The organism is Erwinia sp. V90_4 (assembly GCF_029967685.1).
GTDB lineage: Bacteria > Pseudomonadota > Gammaproteobacteria > Enterobacterales > Enterobacteriaceae > Erwinia > Erwinia aphidicola.
In genome coordinates, this window is the sequence record NZ_JASCAQ010000034.1 from 1 (window position 1) to 24936 (window position 24936).

Here is a 24936-nt window from a genome sequence, read left to right on the forward strand (position 1 = left end):
AGGACGTGAAGCAAACGCAACAGGTGATGGCGTCTTCACTGCACGAGCTGAAACAAGCGCAGCAGGCGACTGATTTTTCGGTGCAGGAGCTGAAAATCTCATTTCAGAAGATGGATGTTTCACAGCAGGAAATGAAGCAGTCGCAGCAGGAAATGAAACTCGATATTCGCGCGCTGCAGCAGGGCCAGTTGGGGCTGGTGAAAGACATTTCGGGGCTGGCTAAACGCCAGGAGCTGGAAGAACTGCGTGCGGAAACTCAGGAAGAGTTTCGCCTGGTGCGTTGTGAAATGCGCAGTATGCGCACCGAACTTAAAGCAGAAATCGGCATCCTAAGAAACGATGCGCGTGCCGATTTCAGGCTGCTGTTCGGAGCGTTAATTACCCTCGCCATTGGCATGACAGGCCTGCTGGCGAAGGCATTTCACTGGATATAAGAGTTTAAGGTACGTCGTATCCCAGTGCAGCTTTGCGGATGCGGAACCACTGCTGGCGGTTCAGCGTTATCTGTGCTGAAGCAGCTGAACTGCGCACGCGCTCAATTTTCCCACTGCCGATAATCGGTAATGGTTGCGAAGGAAGTTGCAGTATCCACGCATAAATCAGCTGCTCGATCGTTTCGGCTCCGGTTTCCTGCTGAATGAGTTTGAGCTCATCGCGCAACGGCTGATATTCCGCGCCGGTAAACATTTTACCACCCGCCAGGCATGACCACGCCATGGGTTTAATGCGCAGCTGCTGACACTGGTCGAGAGTACCGTCCAACAGAAGGGGCTGATAAACCGGGGAAATCTCCACCTGATTGGTGACCAGCGTAAACGGTAGTCGCGACTGCAGCAGGGAAAACTGCGTGGGAGTAAAGTTAGAGACGCCAAAGTGCTTAACCTTGCCGCTTTGATGCAACTGCAGGAAGGCACTGGCCACCTCGTCCGCATCCATCAGCGGATCGGGGCGGTGGATCAACAACAAATCGAGATAATCAGTATTAAAGTGACGCAGGGAGTTGTCGGCGCTCTGAATAATATGCGCAGCATCGGTGATGTAGTGGCCAAGCTTGTGGTCTGGGTTCGCCGTAGTGGCAATACCGCATTTGGTCACCAGCTCCAGACGCTCGCGCAGCTGAGGCTGCAAACGTAGCGCTTTACCGAATTCAGCTTCACACAGATAGCCGCCATAGATATCGGCATGATCGACAGTAGTTATGCCGCACTCAAGGTGCTGTTCGATAAAACTGACCAGCTGCTGCGAGGTCATTTCCCACTCCATCAGCCGCCAGTAGCCCATCACCATGCGGGAAAAAACCGGGCCCTGTGGGGCGATCTGCACGCGTTGTAACATCTGTACTCTCCGTTAGCGAAATGACTAAACGCATGATACACCATCACTCCGCACCGGAAGCACGTTGCCGTCAAGCTTACCGTCAAAACAGCGTTGGCTGTTCCGGTTCGTCAGGTGCAGCTGCCGCGCCCACCCTCTGCAGCCGCAGAAAGCGCTGGCGACACAGGCGTAGTACCTCGCGCTTTTGCGCATCACTGAATTTCATCCAGTTAAACCGCTCGTCGCGGCTGCGCAGACAGCCCCGGCAGTATCCGCGATCGTCCGCCTGGCAGATCCCGCGGCAGGGACTGGGTACCGGGAAAAACTCAAGTTGTTCAGCCACCCTAACTCCTGATTGCTCTACCTGATATTTATTGAAGACGGCTCAGTCGATGTCTGCAAGCGTGACGCGGTGGTTTTTACTGAAATAATCGCGCAATGCGCGTATTGCCTGGCGGCTTTTTTCCGGTAAAACCCGTTCGAGCGTCAGCGCCGTTAATTTTAGCGGCGCCGCACGCCACTCCGGTAGCAGTAGCATAAGTTGACCACTACGCAGCTCTTCCTGAATTTCCTGCAGCGGCTGAAGCGATAGCCCCATTCCCGCCACGGTAAAAGCGCGCATCACGTGCATACTGTCGCTAACCACCTGCCCTTCGGCAAGGCGCAGGGTCAGCTCGCCTTCACGCGGATGATGGAAGTCGATGTGGCGATGAGAGCGGTGTCCGTGGATCCAGCGATGCGCTGACAGTGCCTGCGGCGTCTCCGGTACGCCATAACGGGTAAGGTAAGCCGGTGCCGCACAGATCACCATCGGCCACTCAGCCAGCGGGTGAGCTATGATGTTGGCATCGCTCAACTGGCGGCTAAAACGCAGCGCAATATCAATGCGATGTTCAATCATATCCAGCACGTTATCGGTGGCAATAATACGCAGGCGAAGGCCGGGATGCTGCTGCAGTAACGGTGATAGCGCACTGCACAGTGGCTGGCCACCGATCCCCGGCGTAGAACTGATGCGCAGCTCCCCGGTCAAGGTATCACGCATCTCAGCCAGCCTTTGCTCCGCCTCCTGGGCATTTTTAAGCATCGCCTCACAGCCCGGATAGAATGCTGCACCGGCCTCGGATAGCGTCAGCTTACGGGTCGAACGGTGCAGCAACGGCACGCCGACCGCCTGCTCAAGCGCGCGCAAATGCTGACTGACTGCAGAGGGTGACATAGCCAGGCAGCGTGCTGCCGCCGCAAGAGAACCTTCCCTGACCACGGTGGCAAACACCGCCATGCGATTGAGTTTTTCCATGATTAGTAAGTATTACTTCATTACTAAAGCATAAATATGCCACTTATCGCTCTGCTTGTTAAGCTGTAGAGTGCAATACACACTTACAGAGGAGCATTGCTATGAAAATTACCATCATTGGCGCAAGCGGTTTTGTCGGGCCGGACATCGTTAAAGAAGCACTGGCACGCGGCCACCAGGTGGTTGCCGTTTCCCGCTCCGGCAAAAATTTGCCTGTGGATAGCCATCTGACTCAGGCACTGGGTGATATCCACGACAGCGAGTGGTTGAGCGGCGTACTTAACGGTCAGGATGCGGTTATCAGCGCCTATAATCCCGGCTGGGCAGAGAGCGACCTGTTTGAAAAATTCACGCGCGGCAGCAATCAGATTCTGACAGCGGTGAAAAGCAGTGGCGTGCAGCGTTTGCTGGTGGTTGGCGGTGCGGGCAGTCTTGAGGTCGCTCCGGGGGTTGAACTGGTCGATACTGAGGCATTCCCGGCGAATATCAAGCCCGGAGCGCTGGGAGCGCGGGCATTACGTAATCAGCTACAGGCAGAAGAGGGCCAGCTGGACTGGACCTATCTCTCGCCTGCGGCATTTCTTGAACCCGGGCCGCGTACCGCACAATTCCGGGTTGGCAACACCTCGCTACTGATGAATGGTGATAAGCCCGCTTCAATCAGCGTCGCCGACCTGGCGGTGGCAATCCTTGATGAGATCGAAAAGCCACAGCATATACGCCAGCAATTTACCGTTGCTTACTAATTTACCCAGCCCGCTGCGGTGGGCTAATCACACGATGGTTAAAAGGTTAAGGTTTACCTAAGGTTTTATGGCTATGATACGCTAAGATTATTCTGCATTTGGAATGCCATGAAACCCTTGTTTACTAAGTTACGTTGTAACGAAATTACGTTTAATCTTATCGCTGCGCTTTTCTTTACCCTGGTTTTAAACAGTGTCTTTATTGTCCGGGCCTGGGAAACCATCCCTTACCTCCATTTTCCTGACTACCTGTTTGCCGCCTCTATCCCACTGGTGCTGTTCTGCGCGTTCACCCTGATTTTTAGCGTGCTGGCTCTACCGTGGCTGCGTAAACCGCTACTGGCTGTGCTGATTCTGGCGGGCGCAGCGGCCAACTATTTTATCTACAGTTTCGGTACCGTGATCGATACCAATATGATCCAGAACGTATTTGAAACGGATGTGCAGGAAGCGACCGCACTGTTCAACCTGCGCTATTTGGTGTGGATGCTGCTGCTTGGCGCTTTACCTGTTGCCCTGCTCTGCCTGACAAAAATTGAGAACAATCGTCCGTGGTGGATGGCCATTGCATGGCGCGCCGTGACCTCTCTTGCTGCCGTGGTGCTAATACTGTTGGCCGCGGCGCTCTTCTATAAAGACTACGCCTCAATGATCCGCAATAATAAAGGGCTGGTAAAAATGGTCACCCCGGCGAATGTGGTCAGCGGCATCGGCCACTATGTGGATAATCGCTGGTTTGCTGGCGACCAGACGCTGGTCAAAATTGGCGAGGATGCCAAAAAAGGTCCGGTTATTCTCGGGGCAAAGAAAAAGACCCTGGTTATCTTCGTGCTGGGTGAAACTGCGCGGGCAGAAAACTTCTCACTTGGCGGCTATGCCCGCGAGACGAATCCAAAACTCAAGCGTGATAATGTCATCTATTATCAGCATGCCACCTCGTGCGGCACGGAAACTGCCATCTCTGTACCCTGCATGTTTTCTAATATGCCGCGTGAAAATTATGATGCCAGCCTCGCCCGCCATCAGGAAGGCCTGCTCGATGTGATGGCCCATGCGGGCGTTACCGTAATGTGGCGTGAAAATGATGGCGGCTGCAAAGGCGCCTGCAATCGCGTACCGCATACCGATATGACCAAATGGAACGTCACCGCACTGTGTAAAAGCGATTACTGCCTTGATGACGTTCTGCTGCACCGACTGAATAACTACATTGACAGCGTGAAGGATGACGCAGTAATTGTCCTGCATCAGATGGGCAGCCACGGCCCGGCGTACTATCTGCGTTATCCCGCTGAAATGCGCCAGTTCACGCCAACCTGCGACAGCAATCAGATTCAGGATTGCGACCATCAGGCACTGGTCAACACCTATGACAACTCGATCCTCTATACCGACTCGATGCTGGACAGCACCATTAGCCTGCTAAAGTCATACAGCGATAAATTCAACGTGGCGATGGTCTATCTTTCCGATCATGGTGAATCACTTGGCGAACGTGGCATGTATCTGCACGGCGCGCCGTATCTCTTTGCGCCCAGTCAGCAAACGCATATTCCCTTGCTGCTGTGGATGTCGCCGGACTATGCCAGCACGTTTGGCATTAATCAGCAGTGTCTGCAACAGCAGGCTGAGCAGGATGATGTCTCGCAGGACAATATTTTTCATACCCTGCTGGGGATGCTTAACATAGAAACTAAAGAGTATCAGCCGAAGCTGGACATGATCCGTTCGTGCCGGCAAGGGGCATAAAGGGTTGAATGCGACCGTTCGGTCTAGTACCCTGCTGCGATGAATAAAACGACCCGCTTTGACACAAGAGAGCATCTGCTCAATACCGGCGAACAGCTCTGCCTGCAGTGCGGCTTCAACGGTATGGGCCTGATCGCGCTGCTGAAACAGGCAGAAGTGCCTAAAGGGTCGTTCTATCACTATTTTCCTTCTAAGGAAGCGTTCGGCGTGGCGATGCTTGAGCGTTACTTCGCCCGCTATCATCAGCGCCTGTCTGATTATCTTAATGATCATCAGATAAGCTATCGTCAGCGCGTACTGGATTACTATCAGCAGTCGCTTTCGTTCTGTCAGGAGAGCAGCTTCGCCGGGTGTCTGTCGGTTAAGCTGTCGGCCGAAGTCTGCGATCTCTCTGAAGCGATGCGCAGCGCGCTGCATGCCGGGTCTGAAGCATTGATGGCCACGCTGGTCAAGGCGCTGATGAAAGCGCAGCAGCAGGGTACGCTGTCAGCCGAAATCAACTGCTCCCAGTGCGCAGTAACGTTATACACTTTGTGGCTGGGAGCCAGCCTGCAAAGTAAAATCTGCCGTGACAATGCGCCGTTGCTCAACGCATGGCAGGAAATGACACGCATTCTACGCGAAGCGTAAAAAAAACCACCTTTTCTAGTCGACCGGTCTACCAGGAGTAAGTTATGGAACTAAAAAAACTGTTCACCCCTCTCAAAACCGGCGCAATCACCGTGCCGAACCGCATTTTTATGGCACCGCTGACGCGTCTGCGCAGTATTGAACCCGGTGATATCCCGACTCCGCTGATGGGCGAATATTACCGTCAGCGCGCCAGCGCAGGATTAATTATTACCGAAGCCACACAGATCAGTGCGCAGGCGAAAGGCTATGCCGGTGCGCCAGGCTTACATTCGGCTGAACAGATCGGCATGTGGAAAGCCATCAATGAAGGTATTCATCAGGATGGCGGTCACAGTGCCGTTCAGCTCTGGCACACCGGACGTATCTCGCACACCAGCGTGCAGCCTGAGGGCGCGGCGCCGGTATCGGCTTCCGCCATTAATGCTGAAACGCGCACTTCACTGCGTGATGACGCGGGTAACGCCGTGCGCGAAGCCACCTCGACGCCACGCGCCCTGACAACCGAAGAAGTGGCCGGTGTGGTCAATGATTTCCGTCAGGCAGTCAGCAACGCTCGCGAAGCCGATTTTGACCTGGTTGAGCTGCACAGCGCTCACGGTTACCTGATCCATCAGTTCCTGTCCCCTGCCTCAAACCAGCGTGACGACCAGTATGGCGGCAGCATCGAAAATCGCACGCGTTTCGCGCTGGAAGTGGTTGATGCCGCGATCGCCGCCTGGAGCGCAGACCGCATCGCTATCCGTATTTCACCTCTGGGCCCGTTTAATGGCCTGGACAATGGTGAAGATCAGGAAGAAGCCGCACTGTATTACATTGCTGAGCTGGCAAAACGCCAACTTGCTTATCTGCATATTTCTGAACCAGACTGGGCGGGCGGGAAGCCATACAGCGAGAGCTTCCGTAAGGCTATCCGTGCCGTTTACCCTGGCGTGATTGTCGGAGCCGGTGGTTACACCGCAGAAAAAGCGGAAACGCTGATTGAACAGGGCCTGATCGACGCCGTTGCTTTTGGCCGCAGCTACATTGCCAACCCGGACCTGGTCGAGCGCCTGAAAAAGAACGCTGAACTGAATGAACCACAGCCGGAAACCTTCTACGGTGGTGGCGCAAAAGGCTATACCGATTACCCGGTTCTGGGCTAAGGGTTCGCAGCGGTTGCTATAACCGCTATACTGGATTTTTTACGTCATCCACCGATGGCGCCGATAAATGAGGATGTTATGCGTTTACTTCACACCATGCTGCGCGTTGGCGATCTGCAACGCTCCGTTGATTTTTACACTAAGGTGCTGGGCATGAAGCTGCTGCGCACCAGTGAAAACACCGAATATAAGTACACCCTCGCGTTTGTCGGCTATACCGAAGAGAGTGAAGGTGCCGTTATCGAGCTGACCTATAACTGGGGCGTAGATAAGTATGACCTCGGCAATGCTTATGGTCATATCGCACTGGGCGTGGACGATTGTGCCGCCACCTGCGACCGCATTCGTAATGATGGTGGCAATGTCACCCGTGAAGCCGGCCCGGTAAAAGGCGGCAGTACCATTATTGCTTTTGTTGAAGATCCGGACGGTTATAAAATCGAACTGATCGAAAACAAACATGCTGGTCACGGTCTGGGCAATTAATTGTTTAGGGTGCCTTTTTGGCACCCTCTCCCTTCCTGTTTGCTGCATCCTGCAGTGAAATTTGCCATAATGTGCGCTGCCTTTTTTCCGCCTATGAGATGCCGATGTCTGAATCGAATGAACTGAACACCCTGAGCAGCCGTTTTCGCGGTTTTTATCCAGTGGTGATTGACGTTGAAACCGCCGGTTTTGATGCCAAAACTAACGCTTTACTGGAAATCGCTGCGGTCACGCTTAAGATGGACGACAATGGCTGGCTGGAAAAAGATGAGACGCTGCACTTCCATGTCGAACCCTTTGTCGGCTCAGTTCTGCAACCCGAAGCGCTGGCGTTCAACGGCATCGACCCGAACAACCCTTTGCGCGGCGCAGTGAGCGAGTACGAAGCGCTGCATGCTATTTTCAAACTGGTGCGTAAAGGCGTGAAGGATCAGGGCTGTAACCGGGCGATCATGGTGGCACACAACGCAACTTTCGACCTGAACTTTATGAACGCCGCCGCCGAGCGCGCCAGCCTGAAGCGCAACCCTTTCCATCCGTTTGTCACCTTTGATACGGCGGCATTGAGTGGTCTGGTGCTGGGGCAAACCGTTCTGGCTAAAGCCTGCACCACTGCCGGCATCGCTTTTGATAATACCCAGGCACACTCCGCACTGTATGACACGCTGCAGACCGCGGATCTGTTCTGTGAACTGGTTAATCGCTGGAAACGTCTGGGCGGCTGGCCGTTGCCCGCCAGCGCCGATGATCAACAGCAGGCTTAAACGCGCTGATTGAAAGATAAAAAAAACCGGAGCCATTTGGCTCCGGTTTTTATTTTGGGTGCACTCTCAAGCTTTAACGCTTATTCAGACGCTTCGCTCGGATACTTTGCCGCAGTTTCTTTAATCAGACTCTGCAGTTCGCCGCGCTGGTACATTTCAATGATGATATCGCAGCCGCCGACCAGTTCACCGTCAACCCACAGCTGTGGGAAGGTCGGCCAGTTGGCATACTTCGGCATTTCAGCACGGATGTCCGGGTTCAGCAGAATATCAACATAGGCGAAACGCTCGCCGCAGGCTGAAAGCGCCTGAACAGCCTGCGCGGAGAAGCCGCAGCTTGGCAGTTTCGGGGAGCCTTTCATATACAGCAGGATCGGGTTTTCTGCGATCTGGCGCTGAATTTTTTCAACAGTACTCATAAATGCCTTCCTCAATACGATACTTCGTGTTTAGTTATTGTAGCGATTCTGTCCAGGCGATGAAAATGACATTTTCAGCAACAGCGTCAGCTTGTGTGCTGTCGTGGAACAGGTGATGGTGACAAAATAACATTTTCTTATCATCAATTCTCCCTCTGTCATGCGCGAAAGTGCAGTAACCGCTGACTTAACCACCTGATTGTGCTCAATTTCAAAGCGTTTACTTGATCTGTATTATTGAAACAAAAAAGACCTTACCTTTTGTTAAGAAGTTAGATTAGAATCGGGTCAACCTTCTGCTTTAGCGCAGAAATCACTTTTTATGGCTGTGTTGCAGTGTTTTGCAGCGCACAAACTGTTAATGAGAACAATGCGTTCACTCATCACACTCATTCTGCTGGCCTTTGCTCAGCTATTTTTTAACCTGGCGCACGCATCGCCACATGCTCCTATTAATGCAAATCAACATAAAGTTGATAGCAGCGCTGCCAGTAAGGATGACCGGCGTAAACGCCGCCCGGTCAAAGCCGCCTCAACCAAAAAAGTCAAAGAACCCCTCAGCAAAAAGAGCAAACAACCAGCCAAAACCACGCGTACAACCGGTGCGCAGAAACTTAAGCTGAAAAAGAAACCCGCTGCTGAGCCGGTAAAAAAGATTAACGTCGCAAAAACCAAAACCACGGCTAAAAAGCTGGCTAAGAACGAAGGTAAAAAACGCTACGGTCGCCAGCGTGCAGATAAAAAACTCGAATCGCGCGTAGCAGAGAGTACCGATGCGCCGCTCAAGCTGAGTAAAGCTCACCGCGCGCGCTATCAGAAAGCTCGTGAGACAGCGATGAATAAACTGATGGGTCAGCTAGGGAAACCCTACCAGTGGGGCGGAACCTCGCCAAAAACCGGCTTCGACTGCAGTGGGCTGGTTTGGTATGCCTATAAAGATTTAGTGAAATTCAAGATCCCACGTACCGCGAATGAAATGTATCACCTGCGTGACGCGGCCTCGATCAAACGCGATGAGTTGGAAAAAGGCGATTTGGTATTTTTCCGCATTAATGGTCGCGGCACTGCCGACCATGTGGGCGTCTATCTGGGCGGTGGGAAATTTATCCAGTCACCACGCACCGGCAAAGATATCCAGGTGAGCGCGCTGACGGAAGACTACTGGCAGGAGCACTACATTGGTGCCCGGCGCATGATGACACCGAAAACCATTCGTTAAACGCTAAAGAGAACGGGAGGAGCGACCTCCTCCCGGTAAAACTTAGTGCATTACCGCCGTGATGCTAAACGCAATAATCATCAGCAGTGAACCCACAACCGTCAGCAGTGTCATTTTCATATCGGTATTCATTTCCCCCCCTTAATAACCCTGTTTAAAGTAAGCCAATAGATTTTCCCACAGTAGCCCGTAAAAATCTCGTTTTCTTTGCGCAGCCTTGCTAGAATTCCTCTTTTCCGTTGCGCAACAAGCACGGAAATGATTTTACTCAGCACCGCATGTCACTCTACGGACGATTTACCCCCATCCTGACCCTTTGAGACAGCATCCATCATTATTCTGGGCGGCCAGAAATGGCGGTGTTTAGGCAAACGTTTAACCAATTAGTTATCAGAGTGTTACGATAACGCCAGGAGTACGAGTTTAATGGCAACAATTAAGGATGTGGCAAAGCGCGCCGGTGTTTCCACCACCACCGTTTCCCATGTAATCAATAAAACGCGCTTTGTAGCTGAAGAGACGCGTGAAGCGGTATGGTCGGCAATCAAAGAATTGCACTATTCTCCCAGCGCCGTTGCACGTAGTCTGAAGGTTAACCACACCAAAACTATTGGCCTGCTGGCAACGTCCAGCGAAGCCCCCTATTTTGCCGAGATTATCGAAGCCATTGAAAACCGTTGCTTTGCTAAAGGTTATACGCTGATCCTCGGCAATGCGCACAACGACATCCAGAAGCAGCAGGCTTATCTGTCGATGATGGCGCAAAAGCGCGTTGATGGCCTGTTGGTGATGTGCTCAGAATACCCCGATGAGCTGATTTCCATGCTGGAAGACAATCGTAATATCCCCATGGTGGTGATGGACTGGGGTGAATCGCGCGGCGACTTCACTGATACCGTACTGGATAACGCTTTCGAAGGTGGCTACCTTGCCGGGCGCTATCTGATTGAACGTGGGCATCGTGATATTGGCGCGATCCCGGGGCAGCTGGAGCGCAACACCGGCGGCGGCCGCCATGCTGGCTTTATCAAGGCTCTTAACGAAGCCGGCATCAGCCTGCGCGATGAGTGGCTGGTGCAGGGTGACTTCGAACCGGAATCCGGCTACCGCGCCATGCAGCAGATTTTGTCACAGAAGCAGCGCCCGACGGCGATCTTCTGCGGTGGCGATATCATGGCAATGGGGGCTATCTGTGCCGCTGATGAGATGGGCCTGCGTGTGCCGCAGGATATTTCGGTGATCGGTTATGACAACGTGCGCAACGCGCGCTACTTCACGCCGGCGCTCACCACCGTCCACCAGCCAAAAGAGCGTCTGGGTGAAACTGCCTTTGATATGCTGCTCGACAGAATTACCAGCAAGCGTGAAGAGCCTCAGACCATTGAGGTGCACCCTTCGCTGATTGAGCGCCGTTCAGTGGCCGATGGCCCATTCCGCGATTACCGTCGTTAATCCTCAGGGTGATGTTGCGCAACGTCACCCTGGTACGGTTTCACTTAGCCACTCGGCGTTAAGCGTTTCGGTACTGCCCAGATGTTCCAGCAGCCAGCTTAACGCCGGGGAGACGCTCTGCTCTGACCAACTCAGGCAGCACGGGCTATCGGGAAAAGGGGCGGCAAGCGGCAGCTCGCACAACACCCCCTGCTCCAGCCACGGCTGAGCAAAGTGCCCTGGTACCATACCCACGCATAATCCGGCGCGCAGGCAGTCAAACGCGCTATCCCAGTCCGGCACCACCAGCCGCCGCTGGTTATTTAGCGTCCAGGTGGTGCGCTTTGGCAAGGCTCTGGAGGTATCCTCCAGCACCAGCGATGGCCACTCGCGTATCAACTCTTCATTCAACGGGCTGCTGTGGCCAAGCAGCGGATGCCCGGCCAGCACGACACAGCGCCAGTTCAAACTTCCCATATCGCGAAAAGCAAATCGCCCGCCGACAGGAATAGCCTGCGTCGCGCCAATCGCCACGTCGACGCGCCCGTCCGCCAGCGCATCCCAAACGCCGTTGAAAACCTCTGGCGTAATATGCAGCTCCATATCCGGGAAGTGGCGGTAAAAATCCACCACCAGCTGCCGGGTACGCGCCGGACGGACAATACGATCGACCGCGATATTAATCTGCCCACGCCAGCCGTTAGCCACCTGTTGACAGCGCCGACGCGTGGCGAGCATTTTTTTGATGACAACTCTGCCCTCTTCGCTGAATACACGCCCGGCTTCGGTCAGCACTACGTCGCGGTGCCGCCGCTCAAACAGGCTAACGGCTAGCCACTCCTCCATCTGACGTACGGTATAGCTGACGGCAGAGGGCACGCGATGCAGTTCTGCCGCAGCAGCGGTAAAACTGCCGGTTCTGGCAACCGCATCAATAACTTCCAGAGAATGTTCAGACCACATAGCTTTGCCTTCAATTTTTTTCAACGCGACTGACGAATATTAGCGTTTCACAAGCCAGTCGGCACTCTATTACACTGCGTCGGTGAAAAATTTGTCTGATAAGAGTTAAAACAATGCGATCCAAAGGCTTTATGATTTACCTGGCACTGCTCAGCATGCTGGGTTTCCTTGCTACCGATATGTACCTGCCCGCATTTGGCGTAATGCAGCAAGACCTGGGCAGTGAAGCGGGTGCCATCAGCGCCAGCTTGAGTATATTTCTCGCCGGTTTCGCCTGCGCACAGCTTATCTGGGGGCCACTCTCCGACCGCATCGGCCGTAAACCCGTGCTGCTGATGGGCCTGAGCCTGTTTGCCATTGGTTGCGCGGCAATGCTGTGGGTGAACTCTGCCCCATGGCTGCTGGCGATGCGCTTTGTTCAGGCCGTTGGCGTCTGTGCTGCGGCGGTAAGCTGGCAGGCACTGGTGGTAGACCGCTACAGTGGAGCGCGTGCCAATCGCGTGTTTGCCACTATCATGCCGCTGGTTGCTCTTTCGCCCGCGCTGGCGCCGCTGCTGGGGGCGTGGCTACTGCAGCACTTTTCCTGGCGATCGATCTTCGTCGCGCTGCTGGTGATTAGCATCGGTTTGATCATCCCCACCCTGCGCCTGCCTGCACGCCCGATAACCGACCATCGCGCACCTAAAACCGTCACTCCGGGCTTCTTCACTCTGCTGAAGTCGCCCATTTACAGCGGCAATGTGGCAATTTATGCCGCCTGTTCAGCGAGTTTTTTTGCGTGGCTGACCGGCTCACCGTTTATTTTGGGAAAATTAGGCCTGTCACCCGCGGATATCGGTCTGAGCTACGTGCCGCAAACTGCCGCCTTCCTGATCGGTGGGTTTAGCTGTCGTTCACTGCTGAATCACTTTGCCGGCCGTCAGCTGTTGCCCTGGCTGCTGGCGTTTTACAGCCTGAGTATTGCCGGGCTTTATCTGGTTGCTCAGCAGGCCGAACCTTCTCTGTTTGCGCTGCTGCTGCCGTTCTGCGGCATGGCGATGGCTAACGGTGCGATTTATCCGATTGTTGTCTCTAATGCCCTGCTGCCCTTCCCGCAGGCAACCGGCAAAGCAGCAGCATTACAGAATATGTTGCAGCTGGGTTTGTGCTTCCTGGCTAGCCTGGCGGTATCGACCTGGATTGAGACGGCACTTCACACCACCGCGTTAGTGATGTTGCTGACTATTTTACTGGCAATTTTCGGCTATATTTTACAACGCTCCGCTGATAAAAAACGCCAGTGGGAAAATGCCTCCCAACAGGGCTAAGTGGTAGCAAATCATTTAGTTAGCACCCTAACAATAATGAATTGAATATTGCCTCACGTGAGCATATACTCCGTGAGGCACTATAAAATAATAAGTTAACAACATTTTAAGCGGGGAACGCCTACGGCGCTTTCCTGCTATTGAGATCCTGACAAGGCTGTCATGATGTTCTTCCGCGTGACATTCGTTACGGCCTCTACAGGTTTCAAATCAATCCTCTTTTTTACGTCGGATATCAGGCCACGGTTTTTGCCGTGCGTTTTCTCACAGATCTGTAGAAATTGACTATTCTATTTCTCAGGTTTCAATCACACAGGGTGATGGAGAAGCTATGAGTTCATCGTGTATAGAAGAAGTGAGCCTGGGGGACAACCAGTGGTATCGAATCGTCCAGGAAATGTTAAGCAAAGCAGACATTCAAATTAACGGTTCCCATCCCTGGGACATCCGGGTCCTCAACCCTGAGTTCTTCAAGCGCGTGATGCAGGAAGGATCGCTGGGGCTGGGCGAAAGCTACATGGATGGCTGGTGGGAATGTGAAAGGCTGGATATCTTTTTCCAGCGCGTTTTAAAGGCTCACCTCGATCAACAACTTCCTCATCATTTTCGCGATACTTTGCGTGTCGCCGCCGCACGTCTGACCAATCTGCAATCGCGTAAGCGGGCATGGATAGTGGGTAAAGAGCATTATGATTTGGGGAACGATCTGTTCACCCGCATGCTTGACCCCTTCATGCAATACTCCTGCGGTTACTGGAAAGAAGCGGAAACGCTGGAACAGGCACAGCAGGCTAAGCTGCAGATGATTTGCGAAAAGCTCCAGCTCGAACCGGGTATGTCGCTGCTGGACATCGGCTGTGGCTGGGGAGGCCTGGCTGAATATGCCGCGCGCAACTTTGGGGTAAAGGTGTTCGGCGTGACGATTTCAGCCGAGCAGCAGAAGCTGGCTCAACAGCGCTGTGAGGGGCTGGACGTCACTATTTTGCTGCAGGATTATCGCGATCTGAACCAACAGTTTGACCGCATTGTTTCGGTAGGGATGTTTGAACACGTTGGCCCCAAAAATTACGCCACCTATTTTGAAGTCGTGGATCGTAATTTAAAACCTGACGGTCTGTTCCTGCTGCATACCATCGGTGCAAATCGCACCAACGACAATGTCGATGCCTGGATCAATAAATATATCTTCCCCAACGGGTGCCTGCCGTCGGTGCTGCATATTGCACAAGCCAGCGAGCCTCACTTCGTTATGGAAGACTGGCATAATATCGGGGCGGATTACGATCTTACGCTGATGGCGTGGTATCAGCGATTCCTCGCAGCATGGCCGGAACTGGCGGAGAAATACGGTGAGCGCTTTAAACGAATGTTTACCTACTACCTTAACTGCTGTGCCGGGGCGTTTCGCGCCAGGGATATTCAGCTTTGGCAGGTGGTATTTACCCACGGAGCGGAAGGCGGATTACGCGTAGCGCGCTAAAAGTGTCTAAGGGCGACAATCAGTCGCCCTTTATAATGGTTTTAAATCTCTTCCTGCTGTTCAGCTACTGCCGCAGCCAGCAGCGCGGCCTCGCGCTGTGCCAGAACACGTTCTACGGTTTCAACAATCGCCTGCGTATGGGGGTCGATCTCAATATTGACCTTATGGCCCAGACGCTTATTGCCCAGCGTGGTGCGCGCCAGCGTTTCCGGGATCAAATGCACACAGAATTTGGTGCGCGTGACTTCGCCCACGGTCAGACTAATACCGTCGATGCCAATAAATCCTTTATGCAGAATGTATTTCATCTGGCTGGCATCCTGCGGTTTAAACCAGATTTCACGATTGTTCTCTGAGGTGAGAATTTTACTGATTTCAGCCGTCGTCATGATATGACCCGACATCAGGTGGCCGCCGATTTCATCGCTGAATTTCGCCGCACGTTCAACGTTCACCGTATCACCCACCTGCAGATCGCCGAGATTGGTGATGCGCAGGGTTTCTTTGACCAGATCAAAGCTAACACGATCGCCATCAACGTCGGTCACCGTCAGGCAGCAGCCGTTATGGGAAACCGATGCACCCAGCTCCAGCCCTGGCAACAATGCCTCCGGCATTTTAATCACATGGGTACGAAAATTGGGTTTCTCTTCAATTGCCAGCACCTCTGCGGTGCCCTGCACAATACCGGTAAACATAACTGTTGCCTCAATCAATGTGTTTTCTCTGCGCTTAGTTTGCCCTGGCATCGTAGCAAAGCCAAATAAACTCCCGCACAATTGCGTGACACAAAGAGCTATTTTTTATGCATAAGATTGGCTATTTCTACTATCAACATTAAACTGGACCACCTGCTCTACTGACATTGCAAAAATGTGTCGACTTTTTCATCAGCAGTGGCTCCCCTCCCGATAATATATAAGGTGTATGCGTGCAGAAGTACCTCTCAGAGGCGCGTCAGTTATTGGCCCTGGCTATTCCGGTGATCCTTGCGCAAGTTGCGCAAACCGCCATGGGCTTTGTTGATACAGTAATGGCCGGTGCCGTCAGCGCCACGGATATGGCCGCCGTTGCAGTGGGAACCTCAATCTGGTTACCCTCTATTCTCTTTGGTCACGGCCTGTTGCTGTCGCTAACGCCGGTTATCGCACAGCTGAATGGCTCTGGCCGCCGCGATCGTATTGCCCATCAGGTGCGCCAGGGTTACTGGCTGGCCGGGATGGTCTCGCTGCTGATCATGCTGGTGCTGTATAACGCCGGTTATCTGATTGGTGCAATGCACAACGTTGATCCGCTGCTCGCCGAAAAGGCGATTGGTTACCTGCATGCTTTATTGTGGGGCGCCCCTGGCTACCTGTTTTTCCAGGTCGCGCGTAATCAGTGTGAAGGTCTGTCTAAAACCAAGCCGGGTATGGTGATGGGCTTCCTCGGCCTGCTGGTGAACATTCCGGTTAACTACATCTTTATCTACGGTCATTTCGGCATGCCCGCCCTGGGCGGCGTCGGCTGCGGCGTTGCCACGGCTTCCGTTTACTGGGTGATGTTTATTGCCATGAAGGCGTGGGTGAACCGCGCTAAGTCAATGCGCGATATTCGCAAGCCAGTCAGCCATACCGGCCCCGACTGGAAAGTGATACGCCGCCTTGCTGGCCTCGGCCTGCCCGTGGCGCTGGCGCTGTTCTTTGAGGTCACCCTGTTCGCCGTGGTCGCCCTGCTGGTCTCGCCGATGGGGATTGTTAAAGTCGCCGGGCACCAGATCGCGCTGAACTTCAGTTCCCTGATGTTTGTACTGCCGCTGTCGCTGGCGGCAGCCACCACCATCCGTATTGGTTTCAAACTGGGTCAGGGCTCTGTCGAGCAGGCGCGCGTGGCAGCCTGGACCGGCCAGGCGGTGGGTATTGGCATGGCCTGCCTGACCGCGCTGTTTACCGTCACCTTCCGCGAACAGATCGCCCTGCTGTATACCGATAACCCGGAGGTGGTTACGCTGGCTGCGCAGCTGATGTTCCTCGCTGCGGTGTATCAGTTCTCGGACTCTATTCAAGTGATCGGTAGCGGTATTCTGCGCGGGTATAAAGATACGCGCGCTATCTTCTTTATCACGTTTACCGCCTATTGGATCCTCGGCCTGCCGAGTGGTTACATTCTGGCGATGACCGACCTGGTGGTGCCCGCGATGGGTCCTGCCGGATTCTGGACCGGCTTTATTATCGGTCTGACCTCCTCGGCGGTGCTGATGATTTGGCGCATCTTGCGTATGCAGAGTCAACCTGCTGAGCGCATTCTGCGACGCGCAGCGCGCTAATTTTTAGGCATATTTCGCGCCTGAATGATTAAAATTGCTGCGCTTCGCACAGATGCGCAGCAATCAGCAGGAAAAAACCTTTTTTCTCCTTGCCAGGCGTGCGCAGTGCCGTTAATATTCGTCCCCGCTGTCACCCAGTCAGCACAGTGCGTCTGTAGCTCAGTTGGTTAGAGCACCACCTTGACATGGTGGGGGTCGATGGTTCGAGTCCATTCAGACGCACCAATATCTTTTGTTTAAGCAGGACACTGCCTTTTGCAAATGATTTTTGTCAGCACAATGCAGTGATGGCGTAAAAGATGAAGAAAAGCGTTCTTAGCTCAGTTGGTTAGAGCACCACCTTGACATGGTGGGGGTCGGAGGTTCGAGTCCTCTAGAACGCACCAATTTCTCCTCCCCTCTGTAGTACACCCGCTAAACAACCACCAAATTCCTGACCAGTGACCGTTTGCGCAACGAAATTGATGCGTATCATCCTGTCAGCGGATTTAACGCTTTTTAATTGGTTTTCGCACACTTAGCGACTATAATACGGAACGTTGTTTCACTTGAATGGTTTCAGCGTATGGTTGCCCCTCATTTTATAACAAGTACCTGTTGCGCAACGTCCTGCTGCGCCTGCGCCGAAACCGCGTCTCAACTTACCCTGCACGCTTTAATTCTGTCACCTATCCTTACTCAGTATTGCCGTTCGCCTGAAGCGCCAAATTTCTCTTCCGGTGGAGACACCGCCGGGATCCCTCTTTATCATCCATCACAACTTAATAGATAAATCGTCATGAAAAAGACTAAGATCGTTTGTACTATCGGTCCAAAAACCGAATCTGAAGAGATGCTGACTAACCTGCTTGATGCCGGCATGAACGTGATGCGTCTGAACTTTTCCCACGGGAATTATGAAGAGCATGGTCAGCGCATTACCAACCTGCGTAATGTTATGAGCAAAAGCGGTCATCAGGCCGCTATTCTGTTAGACACCAAGGGCCCTGAAATCCGCACCATGAAACTGGAAGGCGGCAATGACGCTTCCCTGAAAGCGGGCCAGACCTTCACCTTCACCACCGACCAGTCTGTTATTGGTAACACCAATACCGTTGCAGTAACCTATCCGGGCTTTGCTGCCGACCTGAAAATCGGTAACACCGTGCTGGTGGACGATGGTCTGATCGGTATGGAAGTGACAGAAGTCACCGAAAGCACCGTCGTGTGTAAAGTGCTGAACAATGGCGACCTGGGCGAAAACAAGGGCGTTAACCTGCCGGGCGTTTCAATTCAGCTGCCAGCGCTGGCTGAAAAAGATAAGCGTGACCTGATCTTCGGCTGCGAGCAGGGTGTCGACTTCGTCGCTGCCTCCTTTATCCGTAAGCGTTCAGACGTGATCGAAATCCGTGAGCACCTGAAAGCCCACGGCGGCGAGCACATTCAGATCATCTCCAAAATCGAAAACCAGGAAGGCCTGAACAACTTCGACGAGATCCTTGATGCTTCTGACGGCATCATGGTGGCCCGCGGTGACCTCGGCGTTGAGATCCCGGTTGAAGAAGTGATCTTCGCGCAGAAGATGATGATCAAAAAATGTAATCGTGCTCGTAAAGTAGTGATCACCGCGACCCAGATGCTCGATTCGATGATCAAAAACCCACGCCCTACCCGCGCTGAAGCGGGCGACGTGGCGAACGCCATTCTCGACGGCACTGACGCCGTAATGCTGTCTGGTGAGAGCGCCAAAGGGAAATACCCGCTGGAGTCCGTCACTATCATGGCGACCATCTGCGAGCGTACTGACCGCGTGATGAAGAGCCGTATCGACTCTCAGCACGACAACCGCAAAATGCGTATCACTGAAGCGGTTTGCCGTGGTGCCGTCGAAACCGCAGAGAAACTCGAGTCACCGCTGATTGTCGTGGCGACAGAGGGCGGCAAGTCAGCGAAATCCATTCGTAAATACTTCCCGAATGCGACTATCCTGGCGCTGACGACTAACCCTCAGACTGCCCGTCAGCTGCTGCTGAGCAAAGGCATTGTCACTTCTGTGGTGAACGAAATTGCCTCAACAGATGATTTCTACCGCCTCGGGAAAGAAGCCGCTATCGCCAGCGGCTATGCGCTGAAAGGTGAAGTGGTGGTCATGGTTTCTGGTGCCCTGGTGCCAAGCGGAACCACTAACACTGCGTCCGTGCACGTTCTGTAATATAAATTTACGACTTGCATTAAAAAAGCGCCCTGAGTGGCGCTTTTTTTACAACTTGCGTAGGCTAATTTCACAAAGTCTCCAATCGAAATTAACGATTTAATCACCGCTAAATCTAAGAGCAGTCCGATTAAAATTGCCTGTTTTCGCGGCGTTTTTTGCCAAAACGCCAAAAGAAGATGCTTCTTTGAGCGAACGATCAAATTTAAGCACGTTCTCATCAAAAAATTATTCTCATTAGAAAATACTTTGTGTAATACTTGTAACGCTACATGGAGATTAACTTAATCTAGAGGGTATTAATAATGAATCGTACTAAACTGGTACTGGGCGCGGTAATCCTGGGTTCAACTCTGCTGGCTGGTTGCTCAAGCAACGCTAAAATCGACCAGCTGTCTACCGACGTTCAGACTCTGAACGCTAAAGTTGACCAGCTGAGCAACGACGTGAACGCAATCCGTTCTGACGTTCAGGCTGCTAAAGATGACGCAGCACGCGCTAACCAGCGTCTGGACAACCAGGCTCACTCTTACCGTAAGTAAGAGTTCTGGTTTAAAAATGGCGCACTTAGTGCGCCATTTTTTTTGCCTGCGTTTTGGGGCCTTCCACGGCTTGCTTCCAGCCCCTGCTGCTAAACGCAATCTCAGCCACGCTAAGCGATTTATTCCCCGACCTGAGACACAGTCGCAGGTGCACTGGAGGACGTAGCAGAAGGCGTCTGCTGCGCTACAGCAGGCACAGTATCCTCCGTTCCGGCTTTCTCCCCTTTGTTGACCAGCACCGGCATACCTGAGCGGCGCGTCATGGCAGCTTTGATCATTGCCCTGTCACCGTCAGGATCCTGCATGAACGTCTTCGCCGCTGCGGTCAGCGCAATCGGCATGGTTTGCGGATCGTCTTTTTCGCTGTGCGACAGCGGCTGATGCACCTCCAGATAGCGTTTGCCGTCCGGTTCCACCGCATATTTCACCGGCTGGTTGATAATCTGCACGCGCGTACCTTTCGGGACGCTATTAAACAGCGCCTCAATATCGTCTGGCCGCAGGCGGATGCAGCCGGAGCTGACGCGCATCCCGATGCCAAAATCAGCGTTGGTGCCGTGGATCAGGTAGTGCTGCTGGCCGTAGGCCAGACGCAGCGCATACAGCCCCATTGGATTATCCGGCCCGGCAGGCACGGTCACCGGCAGGCTCTTGCCTTCGGCCGCGTAGCGCTTACGGATGTTTGGCGTGGGTGTCCAGGTCGGATTGGGGATTTTCTGGCTGATGCTGGTGACCATCGCCGGCGTGTTCGCCCCCAGCTGGCCGATACCGATCGGATAGACGATCACGCGGTTTTCATCTTTCGGGTAGTAGTAGAGGCGCAGCTCAGCAACGTTCACCACAATGCCTTCACGCTTAGTGTCCGGCAGCAGCATCTGGGTAGGGATGGTCAGTTCACTGCCCGCTTTGGGCAGCCACGGGTCGGTACCCGGGTTGGCTTCCAGCATGCCGAGCAGCCCGATTTTATATTTCGCCGCCACCGCTTCCAGCGGCTGGCCGTCGTTGGGGACGACGTAAGTGGTGTTCTCACCAATCAGGCGGCTGTCGGCAGGGGGTAAAGGGTATTCAGTTGCGCTGGCGTTGTGCGCCCCGGCAAGAAAGGTGAGCGTAAAAGCTGCAGCAAAGCGAGACAGAGGTTTCATGCGCGTTTCCCGGTTATAGGTGGAGAGAGCACCCCGTTCGTGGGGTGCTTACCGGGTAGTGTAGCAACTCAGCCCTGAGTTAAAATCAGCGCTTTCTGACGTATGGCACGAATCATGGCTTCCAGCCCCTGCGAGCGGGATGGGGTGAGCTGTTGCGTCAGGGAGAGATCGGCGAACCACGGGCGCACGTCGAAGTCGACAATCTCCTGCGGCGTCATCTTTTGATAGAGAGCAAAAACGATAGCAATGAGGCCCTTAACCAGCGCGGCATCGCTGTCGCCCTGCAGGCGCACACAGCCACTTGCATCGGTATCAACCACTATCCACACCTGGCTCTGACAGCCGGGCACGATATTTTCCGGCTGCTGCAGGGAATCAGACGATTCTGGCAGGCGTGCGCCTAATTCAATGATGTAGAGATACTTTTCTTCCTGGTTGGCGCAGCGGTTAAAGTTGCGCACCAGCTTGTCTTTATCTGGCAGAGTTGCCATTGCTTCCTCACTTAAAAACGAAGGGGCGAGGCATGCCTCGCCCCTGCGGGTCGGTGCGGGTTGAAACTTAACCCAGCAAACGGTGAATACGTATTAAACCTGCGACCAGACGGTCGACCTCATCTTCGCTATTATACAGCACAAACGAGGCGCGACACATTGCCGGCACCTGATAGTGGTGCATCAGCGGCATGGCGCAGTGGTGGCCGGTACGAATAGCGATGCCGTACTGATCGAGGAAGCTGCCAACGTCAAAAGCGTGATGCTTGCCGAGGTTAAAGGCAATGACGCCGGAACGCTGACGTGGACCATAGATCACCAGATCCGGCACCGTGGCCAGTTTTTCCAGTGCATAGTGCATCAGCTGCTGCTCGCGCTCGGCAATGACCTCCAGCCCCAGTTCACTCACCCACTTCAGCGCAGCACCCAGACCAATGATAGCGCCGGTGTTCGGTGAGCCAGCTTCGAAGCGCCACGGCGCGGCGGCGTAAGTGGTGCCTTTCGTCAGGCTGACGGTGGCGATCATCGATCCGCCCCCTTCCCACGGTGGCATCTGGTCCAGCAGGGCTTTGCGGCCATACAGAATACCAATACCGGTCGGGCCGTAGATTTTATGCCCGGAGAAGACATAGAAATCACAGTCCAGATCCTGCACGTCGACCTGCTGATGCATAATCGCCTGTGCGCCGTCGATCAGAGTCGCAACACCCGCCGCCCTGGCCTGAGCCACCAGCGCTTTTACCGGGTTTTCAGTGCCCAGCACGTTGGAGACGTGAGTCACGGCCAGCATGCGCGTACGGCTGTCCATCAGCGCAGGGAGCTGCGCAACGTCCAGCTCGCCATTGGCGGTCAGCGGGATAAAACGCACTTCCGCACCGGTACGCTCAGCCACCATCTGCCACGGTACGATGTTGGCGTGATGCTCCATCTCCGTGATGATGATGTTGTCGCCTGGCTGCAGCTGACTGCCGCCCCAGCTGCTGGCGACCAGATTAATCGCTTCGGTGGTGCCTTTAACAAACACAATCTCTTCCGCTGAGGCAGCGTTGAGAAACTGTGCTGCCTGTACGCGCACGTTTTCCATCTCGGTGGTCGCTTCTGCGCTCAGCGTATGGATACCACGATGCACAGCGGCATAGCCGTGCTCGTAGAAACGACTTTCGGCGTCAATGACGACCTGCGGCTTCTGCGCGCTGGCGGCACTGTCGAGATAGGCCAGCGGTTGCCCGTTGACCTCGCGCGTCAGTAACGGGAATGCCGCCCGCACACGGGCCAGGTCAAAACTCATTGCAGGCCTCCAGGAAAACGCTGTGCAATGCGCTGCATCACAGCCTCTTTCAGCGTTTCATCATTGATGGCTTCGGTCAGCTCAGCGGCAAAGGCGTAAATGATCATGCGCTGCGCTGTGGCTTCGTCGATACCGCGCGAGCGCAGATAGAACATCTGCTCTTCGTCGATACGACCAATGGTCGCGCCGTGGCCGCACTTCACGTCATCCGCGTAAATTTCCAGCTGCGGTTTGGTGTCCACTTCCGCCAGACGACCTAACAGCAGGTTGTTGTTGCTCATCTGCCCGTCGGTCTTCAGCGCGTACTTCGCCACTTTGATATGACCGTTGAAAACGGCACGCGCACGGTCACGCACGATAGTTTTGTGCAGCTGACGGCTCTGACAATACCCTTTGTTGTGCTCAAGATAGGTACGGCTGTCGCACACTTCTTTATCCAGCGGCAGCATCAGGCTGTTAATCACCAGATCGCTGCCCTCGCCTTCCAGCTTGCTGCTGGTGTTGTGACGGGTCAGACCGGCACCCAGCAGGAAGCTGTGGCTCTGCACGCGCACATCACGGCCCAGGGTCAGATCGTTGTGTGAGAAGTGGTAGCTGCTCTGATCTTCAAAGCACAGGTTGTAGTGCGTCAGCGCCGCGTTATTGCCCACGTTGGCGGTAAAACGCGCCCCGGTGAAGTGGGTGCTGGCGTTCAGGCTGAGGTAGTGCTCAATCACCGTCGCTTCAGCCGCTTCATCCAGCTGCAAATGGTGGCGATAGTGCGAAGTGTTCATCTCACCTTGCGCGCTGCCGCTGCTGATATGCAGCAGGTAGAGCGGACGGGCAGCAGCTTTGCCACGCGCCAGATGAATGGTGGTCACCTCTTCAGCCAGGCTCTCGGTCAGATGCAGGAACACTTCAGGCTGGATAGGTGCGTCGAGTTCACGACGCTCCGCAGCGTGAGTCACCTGAATATCAAACAGATCAAACTCGGCGTCACTCAGCTCAGGGGCGAAGCGGCCATCGACAAACACCAGGCGCACGGCATCAATTGCCAGCGCCTGCGCGTCGACCACATCCGCAGTCAGCACGGCGGGTTTTGGCAGCACGAAGTGGTGGGCCAGCAGTTGATCCAGCGGCGTGTATTTCCAGTTTTCCTGCTTACGCGTTGGCAGGCCTACGCGCAGCAGCTGCTGCCAGTGCTGTTGTGCCTGCATTGAGCGGTTTTCACCGCGCGTTTCAAACAGGTGATGCCACTGTTGCAGCGCGTTTTCACTCTTCGTCGGTAAGCCAGCCATAGCCTTGCTCCTCCAACTGTTTCACCAGTGAGAAATCCCCTGATTTAACGATCTTGCCCTGATACAGCACGTGGACGAAATCAGGCTTGATGTAGTCAAGAATACGCTGGTAGTGGGTGACGATAATAAATGAGCGCTTGCCGTCGCGCAGGCTGTTGACGCCGTTGGAGACAATTTTCAGAGCATCGATGTCCAGACCGGAGTCGGTTTCATCCAGAATGCACAGATCCGGCTCCAGCGCCGCCATCTGCAGAATGTCGTTGCGCTTTTTCTCACCGCCGGAGAAGCCCACATTGACCGAACGGGTCAGCAGATCTTCAGGCATTTTCAGCAGGTGGATTTTCTCTTCGATAAAGTCCTGGAAGTCAAAACGGTCCAGCGCTTCCTGCTCGCGGTATTTACGCACCGCGTTTACCGAGGTTTGCAGGAAGAACTGGTTGCTGACGCCTGGAATTTCAACCGGGTACTGGAAGGCCATAAAGATGCCTTCACCGGCGCGCTCTTCCGGGTCAAGCTCCAGCAGGTCTTTGCCTTTGAACTCGACGGAACCACCGGTCACTTCATAATCTTCACGTCCTGCCAGCGTGGCAGAAAGCGTGCTTTTCCCTGAGCCGTTCGGCCCCATGATGGCGTGCACTTCCCCAGGTTTGATTTCAAGATTCAACCCACGCAGGATAGCTTTGTCTTCAACGCTGACCTGTAAATCTTTGATGCTTAACATAAGGTTTCCTTCGCAGTGCTTTCCAG

26 protein-coding genes and 2 tRNA genes are annotated in these 24936 nt (G+C 54.0%); 16 read left to right on the top strand and 12 right to left on the bottom strand.

The window, feature by feature from the left end:
- Positions 1–434 (top strand): hypothetical protein (locus tag QLG07_RS03650; protein ID WP_282468510.1); only part of this gene is annotated, 434 nt, incomplete at its 5' end.
- Between the two features lie 4 nt (positions 435–438).
- Here the strand turns inward: QLG07_RS03650 and QLG07_RS03655 are convergent.
- From QLG07_RS03655 to QLG07_RS03665, 3 genes are all read right to left on the bottom strand, one after another.
- Positions 439–1335: an aldo/keto reductase family oxidoreductase gene (locus QLG07_RS03655; RefSeq protein WP_282468511.1), complete on the bottom strand. Its 897-nt coding sequence runs from the start codon at positions 1333–1335 to the stop codon at positions 439–441.
- Between the two features lie 82 nt (positions 1336–1417).
- Positions 1418–1657, bottom strand: a complete 240-nt coding sequence (locus QLG07_RS03660; RefSeq protein ID WP_048916150.1) for a DUF1289 domain-containing protein — start codon at positions 1655–1657, stop codon at positions 1418–1420.
- Positions 1658–1699: 42 nt separating this feature from the next.
- A complete protein-coding gene (locus tag QLG07_RS03665; protein WP_166643176.1) occupies positions 1700–2614 on the bottom strand; it encodes a LysR substrate-binding domain-containing protein in 915 nt (304 codons plus the stop codon).
- 101 nt (positions 2615–2715) lie between these two features.
- On the opposite strand from QLG07_RS03665, the gene QLG07_RS03670 reads away from it, so the two are divergent.
- From QLG07_RS03670 to rnt, 6 genes are all read left to right on the top strand, one after another.
- Entirely contained in the window at positions 2716–3360 is a 645-nt protein-coding gene (locus QLG07_RS03670; protein WP_282468512.1) for an NAD(P)-dependent oxidoreductase, read from the top strand.
- A gap of 108 nt (positions 3361–3468) precedes the next feature.
- Positions 3469–5109, top strand: a complete 1641-nt coding sequence (gene eptA, locus QLG07_RS03675) for a phosphoethanolamine transferase EptA (protein WP_282468513.1) — start codon at positions 3469–3471, stop codon at positions 5107–5109.
- 39 nt (positions 5110–5148) lie between these two features.
- Positions 5149–5739 (top strand): TetR/AcrR family transcriptional regulator, encoded by a 591-nt coding sequence (locus tag QLG07_RS03680; RefSeq protein WP_048916156.1) that lies wholly within the window; start codon positions 5149–5151, stop codon positions 5737–5739.
- Positions 5740–5783: 44 nt separating this feature from the next.
- A complete protein-coding gene (locus QLG07_RS03685) occupies positions 5784–6884 on the top strand; it encodes an alkene reductase (RefSeq protein ID WP_099754902.1) in 1101 nt (366 codons plus the stop codon).
- Between the two features lie 78 nt (positions 6885–6962).
- Positions 6963–7370, top strand: a complete 408-nt coding sequence (gloA, locus tag QLG07_RS03690; protein WP_048916160.1) for a lactoylglutathione lyase — start codon at positions 6963–6965, stop codon at positions 7368–7370.
- A 104-nt stretch (positions 7371–7474) separates the two neighbouring features.
- Positions 7475–8134 carry a ribonuclease T gene (rnt, locus tag QLG07_RS03695; protein WP_048916158.1) on the top strand — a complete coding sequence of 220 codons (660 nt, stop codon included), beginning with the start codon at positions 7475–7477 and terminating at the stop codon, positions 8132–8134.
- 80 nt (positions 8135–8214) lie between these two features.
- Here rnt and QLG07_RS03700 read toward each other — a convergent pair whose 3' ends face one another.
- Positions 8215–8553: a Grx4 family monothiol glutaredoxin gene (locus QLG07_RS03700; protein ID WP_048916159.1), complete on the bottom strand. Its 339-nt coding sequence runs from the start codon at positions 8551–8553 to the stop codon at positions 8215–8217.
- Between the two features lie 370 nt (positions 8554–8923).
- On the opposite strand from QLG07_RS03700, the gene QLG07_RS03705 reads away from it, so the two are divergent.
- Entirely contained in the window at positions 8924–9772 is an 849-nt protein-coding gene (locus QLG07_RS03705; RefSeq protein WP_282468514.1) for an NlpC/P60 family protein, read from the top strand.
- A gap of 42 nt (positions 9773–9814) precedes the next feature.
- Here the strand turns inward: QLG07_RS03705 and QLG07_RS03710 are convergent, their stop codons facing one another.
- On the bottom strand, positions 9815–9904 hold the full coding sequence (locus tag QLG07_RS03710; protein ID WP_099754901.1) for a YnhF family membrane protein: 90 nt from the start codon (positions 9902–9904) through the stop codon (positions 9815–9817).
- A 294-nt stretch (positions 9905–10198) separates the two neighbouring features.
- On the opposite strand from QLG07_RS03710, the gene purR reads away from it, so the two are divergent.
- Positions 10199–11224: an HTH-type transcriptional repressor PurR gene (gene purR, locus QLG07_RS03715; RefSeq protein ID WP_282468515.1), complete on the top strand. Its 1026-nt coding sequence runs from the start codon at positions 10199–10201 to the stop codon at positions 11222–11224.
- A 24-nt stretch (positions 11225–11248) separates the two neighbouring features.
- On the opposite strand, the gene punR is transcribed toward purR, so the two are convergent.
- The gene (gene punR / locus QLG07_RS03720) at positions 11249–12166 is read right to left on the bottom strand and encodes a DNA-binding transcriptional activator PunR (protein WP_048916163.1); all 918 of its coding nucleotides are present in this window, start codon (positions 12164–12166) and stop codon (positions 11249–11251) included.
- A 113-nt stretch (positions 12167–12279) separates the two neighbouring features.
- Between punR and punC the strand changes: the two genes are divergently transcribed.
- On the top strand, positions 12280–13473 hold the full coding sequence (gene punC, locus QLG07_RS03725) for a purine nucleoside transporter PunC (RefSeq protein ID WP_282468516.1): 1194 nt from the start codon (positions 12280–12282) through the stop codon (positions 13471–13473).
- Between the two features lie 331 nt (positions 13474–13804).
- Entirely contained in the window at positions 13805–14953 is a 1149-nt protein-coding gene (gene cfa / locus QLG07_RS03730; RefSeq protein ID WP_133623518.1) for a cyclopropane fatty acyl phospholipid synthase, read from the top strand.
- A gap of 41 nt (positions 14954–14994) precedes the next feature.
- Here the strand turns inward: cfa and QLG07_RS03735 are convergent, their stop codons facing one another.
- Positions 14995–15651, bottom strand: a complete 657-nt coding sequence (locus tag QLG07_RS03735) for a riboflavin synthase (RefSeq protein ID WP_048916166.1) — start codon at positions 15649–15651, stop codon at positions 14995–14997.
- Positions 15652–15884: 233 nt separating this feature from the next.
- Here QLG07_RS03735 and mdtK point away from each other — a divergent pair, with 233 nt between their 5' ends.
- The 5 genes from mdtK to QLG07_RS03760 all read left to right on the top strand — a co-directional run bounded on the left by mdtK (position 15885) and on the right by QLG07_RS03760 (position 19991).
- Positions 15885–17258, top strand: coding sequence for an MdtK family multidrug efflux MATE transporter (gene mdtK, locus QLG07_RS03740; protein WP_282468517.1), 1374 nt, complete (start codon positions 15885–15887; stop codon positions 17256–17258).
- 148 nt (positions 17259–17406) lie between these two features.
- Positions 17407–17483, top strand: a tRNA-Val gene (locus QLG07_RS03745).
- An 84-nt stretch (positions 17484–17567) separates the two neighbouring features.
- Positions 17568–17644, top strand: a tRNA-Val gene (locus QLG07_RS03750).
- Between the two features lie 392 nt (positions 17645–18036).
- Positions 18037–19449 carry a pyruvate kinase PykF gene (gene pykF / locus QLG07_RS03755; RefSeq protein ID WP_048916168.1) on the top strand — a complete coding sequence of 471 codons (1413 nt, stop codon included), beginning with the start codon at positions 18037–18039 and terminating at the stop codon, positions 19447–19449.
- Positions 19450–19754: 305 nt separating this feature from the next.
- Positions 19755–19991, top strand: a complete 237-nt coding sequence (locus QLG07_RS03760) for a major outer membrane lipoprotein (protein ID WP_016169824.1) — start codon at positions 19755–19757, stop codon at positions 19989–19991.
- Positions 19992–20110: 119 nt separating this feature from the next.
- Here the strand turns inward: QLG07_RS03760 and QLG07_RS03765 are convergent, their stop codons facing one another.
- The 5 genes from QLG07_RS03765 to sufC all read right to left on the bottom strand — a co-directional run bounded on the left by QLG07_RS03765 (position 20111) and on the right by sufC (position 24910).
- Positions 20111–21133: a L,D-transpeptidase family protein gene (locus QLG07_RS03765; protein ID WP_282468518.1), complete on the bottom strand. Its 1023-nt coding sequence runs from the start codon at positions 21131–21133 to the stop codon at positions 20111–20113.
- Between the two features lie 68 nt (positions 21134–21201).
- Positions 21202–21624 (bottom strand): cysteine desulfuration protein SufE, encoded by a 423-nt coding sequence (gene sufE, locus QLG07_RS03770; RefSeq protein WP_048916170.1) that lies wholly within the window; start codon positions 21622–21624, stop codon positions 21202–21204.
- 67 nt (positions 21625–21691) lie between these two features.
- Positions 21692–22912 (bottom strand): cysteine desulfurase SufS, encoded by a 1221-nt coding sequence (gene sufS, locus QLG07_RS03775; protein WP_187498053.1) that lies wholly within the window; start codon positions 22910–22912, stop codon positions 21692–21694.
- Positions 22909–24189 carry a Fe-S cluster assembly protein SufD gene (gene sufD / locus QLG07_RS03780; RefSeq protein ID WP_282468519.1) on the bottom strand — a complete coding sequence of 427 codons (1281 nt, stop codon included), beginning with the start codon at positions 24187–24189 and terminating at the stop codon, positions 22909–22911. The genes sufS and sufD overlap by 4 nt, the downstream gene beginning before the upstream one ends.
- On the bottom strand, positions 24164–24910 hold the full coding sequence (gene sufC, locus QLG07_RS03785; protein WP_048916173.1) for a Fe-S cluster assembly ATPase SufC: 747 nt from the start codon (positions 24908–24910) through the stop codon (positions 24164–24166). The genes sufD and sufC overlap by 26 nt, the downstream gene beginning before the upstream one ends.
- Positions 24911–24936: the final 26 nt, after the last annotated feature.

Excerpts from the sequence above, each read along its gene's own strand:
- QLG07_RS03665 (WP_166643176.1), bottom strand. The coding sequence starts at position 2,614 with ATGGAAAAACTCAATCGCATGGCGGTGTTTGCCACCGTGGTCAGGGAA.
- gloA (WP_048916160.1), top strand. The coding sequence starts at position 6,963 with ATGCGTTTACTTCACACCATGCTGCGCGTTGGCGATCTGCAACGCTCC.
- cfa (WP_133623518.1), top strand. The coding sequence starts at position 13,805 with ATGAGTTCATCGTGTATAGAAGAAGTGAGCCTGGGGGACAACCAGTGG.
- QLG07_RS03655 (WP_282468511.1), bottom strand. The coding sequence starts at position 1,335 with ATGTTACAACGCGTGCAGATCGCCCCACAGGGCCCGGTTTTTTCCCGC.
- pykF (WP_048916168.1), top strand. The coding sequence starts at position 18,037 with ATGAAAAAGACTAAGATCGTTTGTACTATCGGTCCAAAAACCGAATCT.
- eptA (WP_282468513.1), top strand. The coding sequence starts at position 3,469 with ATGAAACCCTTGTTTACTAAGTTACGTTGTAACGAAATTACGTTTAAT.
- punC (WP_282468516.1), top strand. The coding sequence starts at position 12,280 with ATGCGATCCAAAGGCTTTATGATTTACCTGGCACTGCTCAGCATGCTG.
- QLG07_RS03760 (WP_016169824.1), top strand. The coding sequence starts at position 19,755 with ATGAATCGTACTAAACTGGTACTGGGCGCGGTAATCCTGGGTTCAACT.
- QLG07_RS03705 (WP_282468514.1), top strand. The coding sequence starts at position 8,924 with ATGCGTTCACTCATCACACTCATTCTGCTGGCCTTTGCTCAGCTATTT.
- QLG07_RS03700 (WP_048916159.1), bottom strand. The coding sequence starts at position 8,553 with ATGAGTACTGTTGAAAAAATTCAGCGCCAGATCGCAGAAAACCCGATC.
- QLG07_RS03765 (WP_282468518.1), bottom strand. The coding sequence starts at position 21,133 with ATGAAACCTCTGTCTCGCTTTGCTGCAGCTTTTACGCTCACCTTTCTT.
- punR (WP_048916163.1), bottom strand. The coding sequence starts at position 12,166 with ATGTGGTCTGAACATTCTCTGGAAGTTATTGATGCGGTTGCCAGAACC.
- rnt (WP_048916158.1), top strand. The coding sequence starts at position 7,475 with ATGTCTGAATCGAATGAACTGAACACCCTGAGCAGCCGTTTTCGCGGT.
- purR (WP_282468515.1), top strand. The coding sequence starts at position 10,199 with ATGGCAACAATTAAGGATGTGGCAAAGCGCGCCGGTGTTTCCACCACC.
- sufC (WP_048916173.1), bottom strand. The coding sequence starts at position 24,910 with ATGTTAAGCATCAAAGATTTACAGGTCAGCGTTGAAGACAAAGCTATC.
- QLG07_RS03685 (WP_099754902.1), top strand. The coding sequence starts at position 5,784 with ATGGAACTAAAAAAACTGTTCACCCCTCTCAAAACCGGCGCAATCACC.
- sufE (WP_048916170.1), bottom strand. The coding sequence starts at position 21,624 with ATGGCAACTCTGCCAGATAAAGACAAGCTGGTGCGCAACTTTAACCGC.
- QLG07_RS03735 (WP_048916166.1), bottom strand. The coding sequence starts at position 15,651 with ATGTTTACCGGTATTGTGCAGGGCACCGCAGAGGTGCTGGCAATTGAA.
- QLG07_RS03710 (WP_099754901.1), bottom strand. The coding sequence starts at position 9,904 with ATGAATACCGATATGAAAATGACACTGCTGACGGTTGTGGGTTCACTG.
- sufD (WP_282468519.1), bottom strand. The coding sequence starts at position 24,189 with ATGGCTGGCTTACCGACGAAGAGTGAAAACGCGCTGCAACAGTGGCAT.
- QLG07_RS03670 (WP_282468512.1), top strand. The coding sequence starts at position 2,716 with ATGAAAATTACCATCATTGGCGCAAGCGGTTTTGTCGGGCCGGACATC.
- QLG07_RS03680 (WP_048916156.1), top strand. The coding sequence starts at position 5,149 with ATGAATAAAACGACCCGCTTTGACACAAGAGAGCATCTGCTCAATACC.
- sufS (WP_187498053.1), bottom strand. The coding sequence starts at position 22,912 with ATGAGTTTTGACCTGGCCCGTGTGCGGGCGGCATTCCCGTTACTGACG.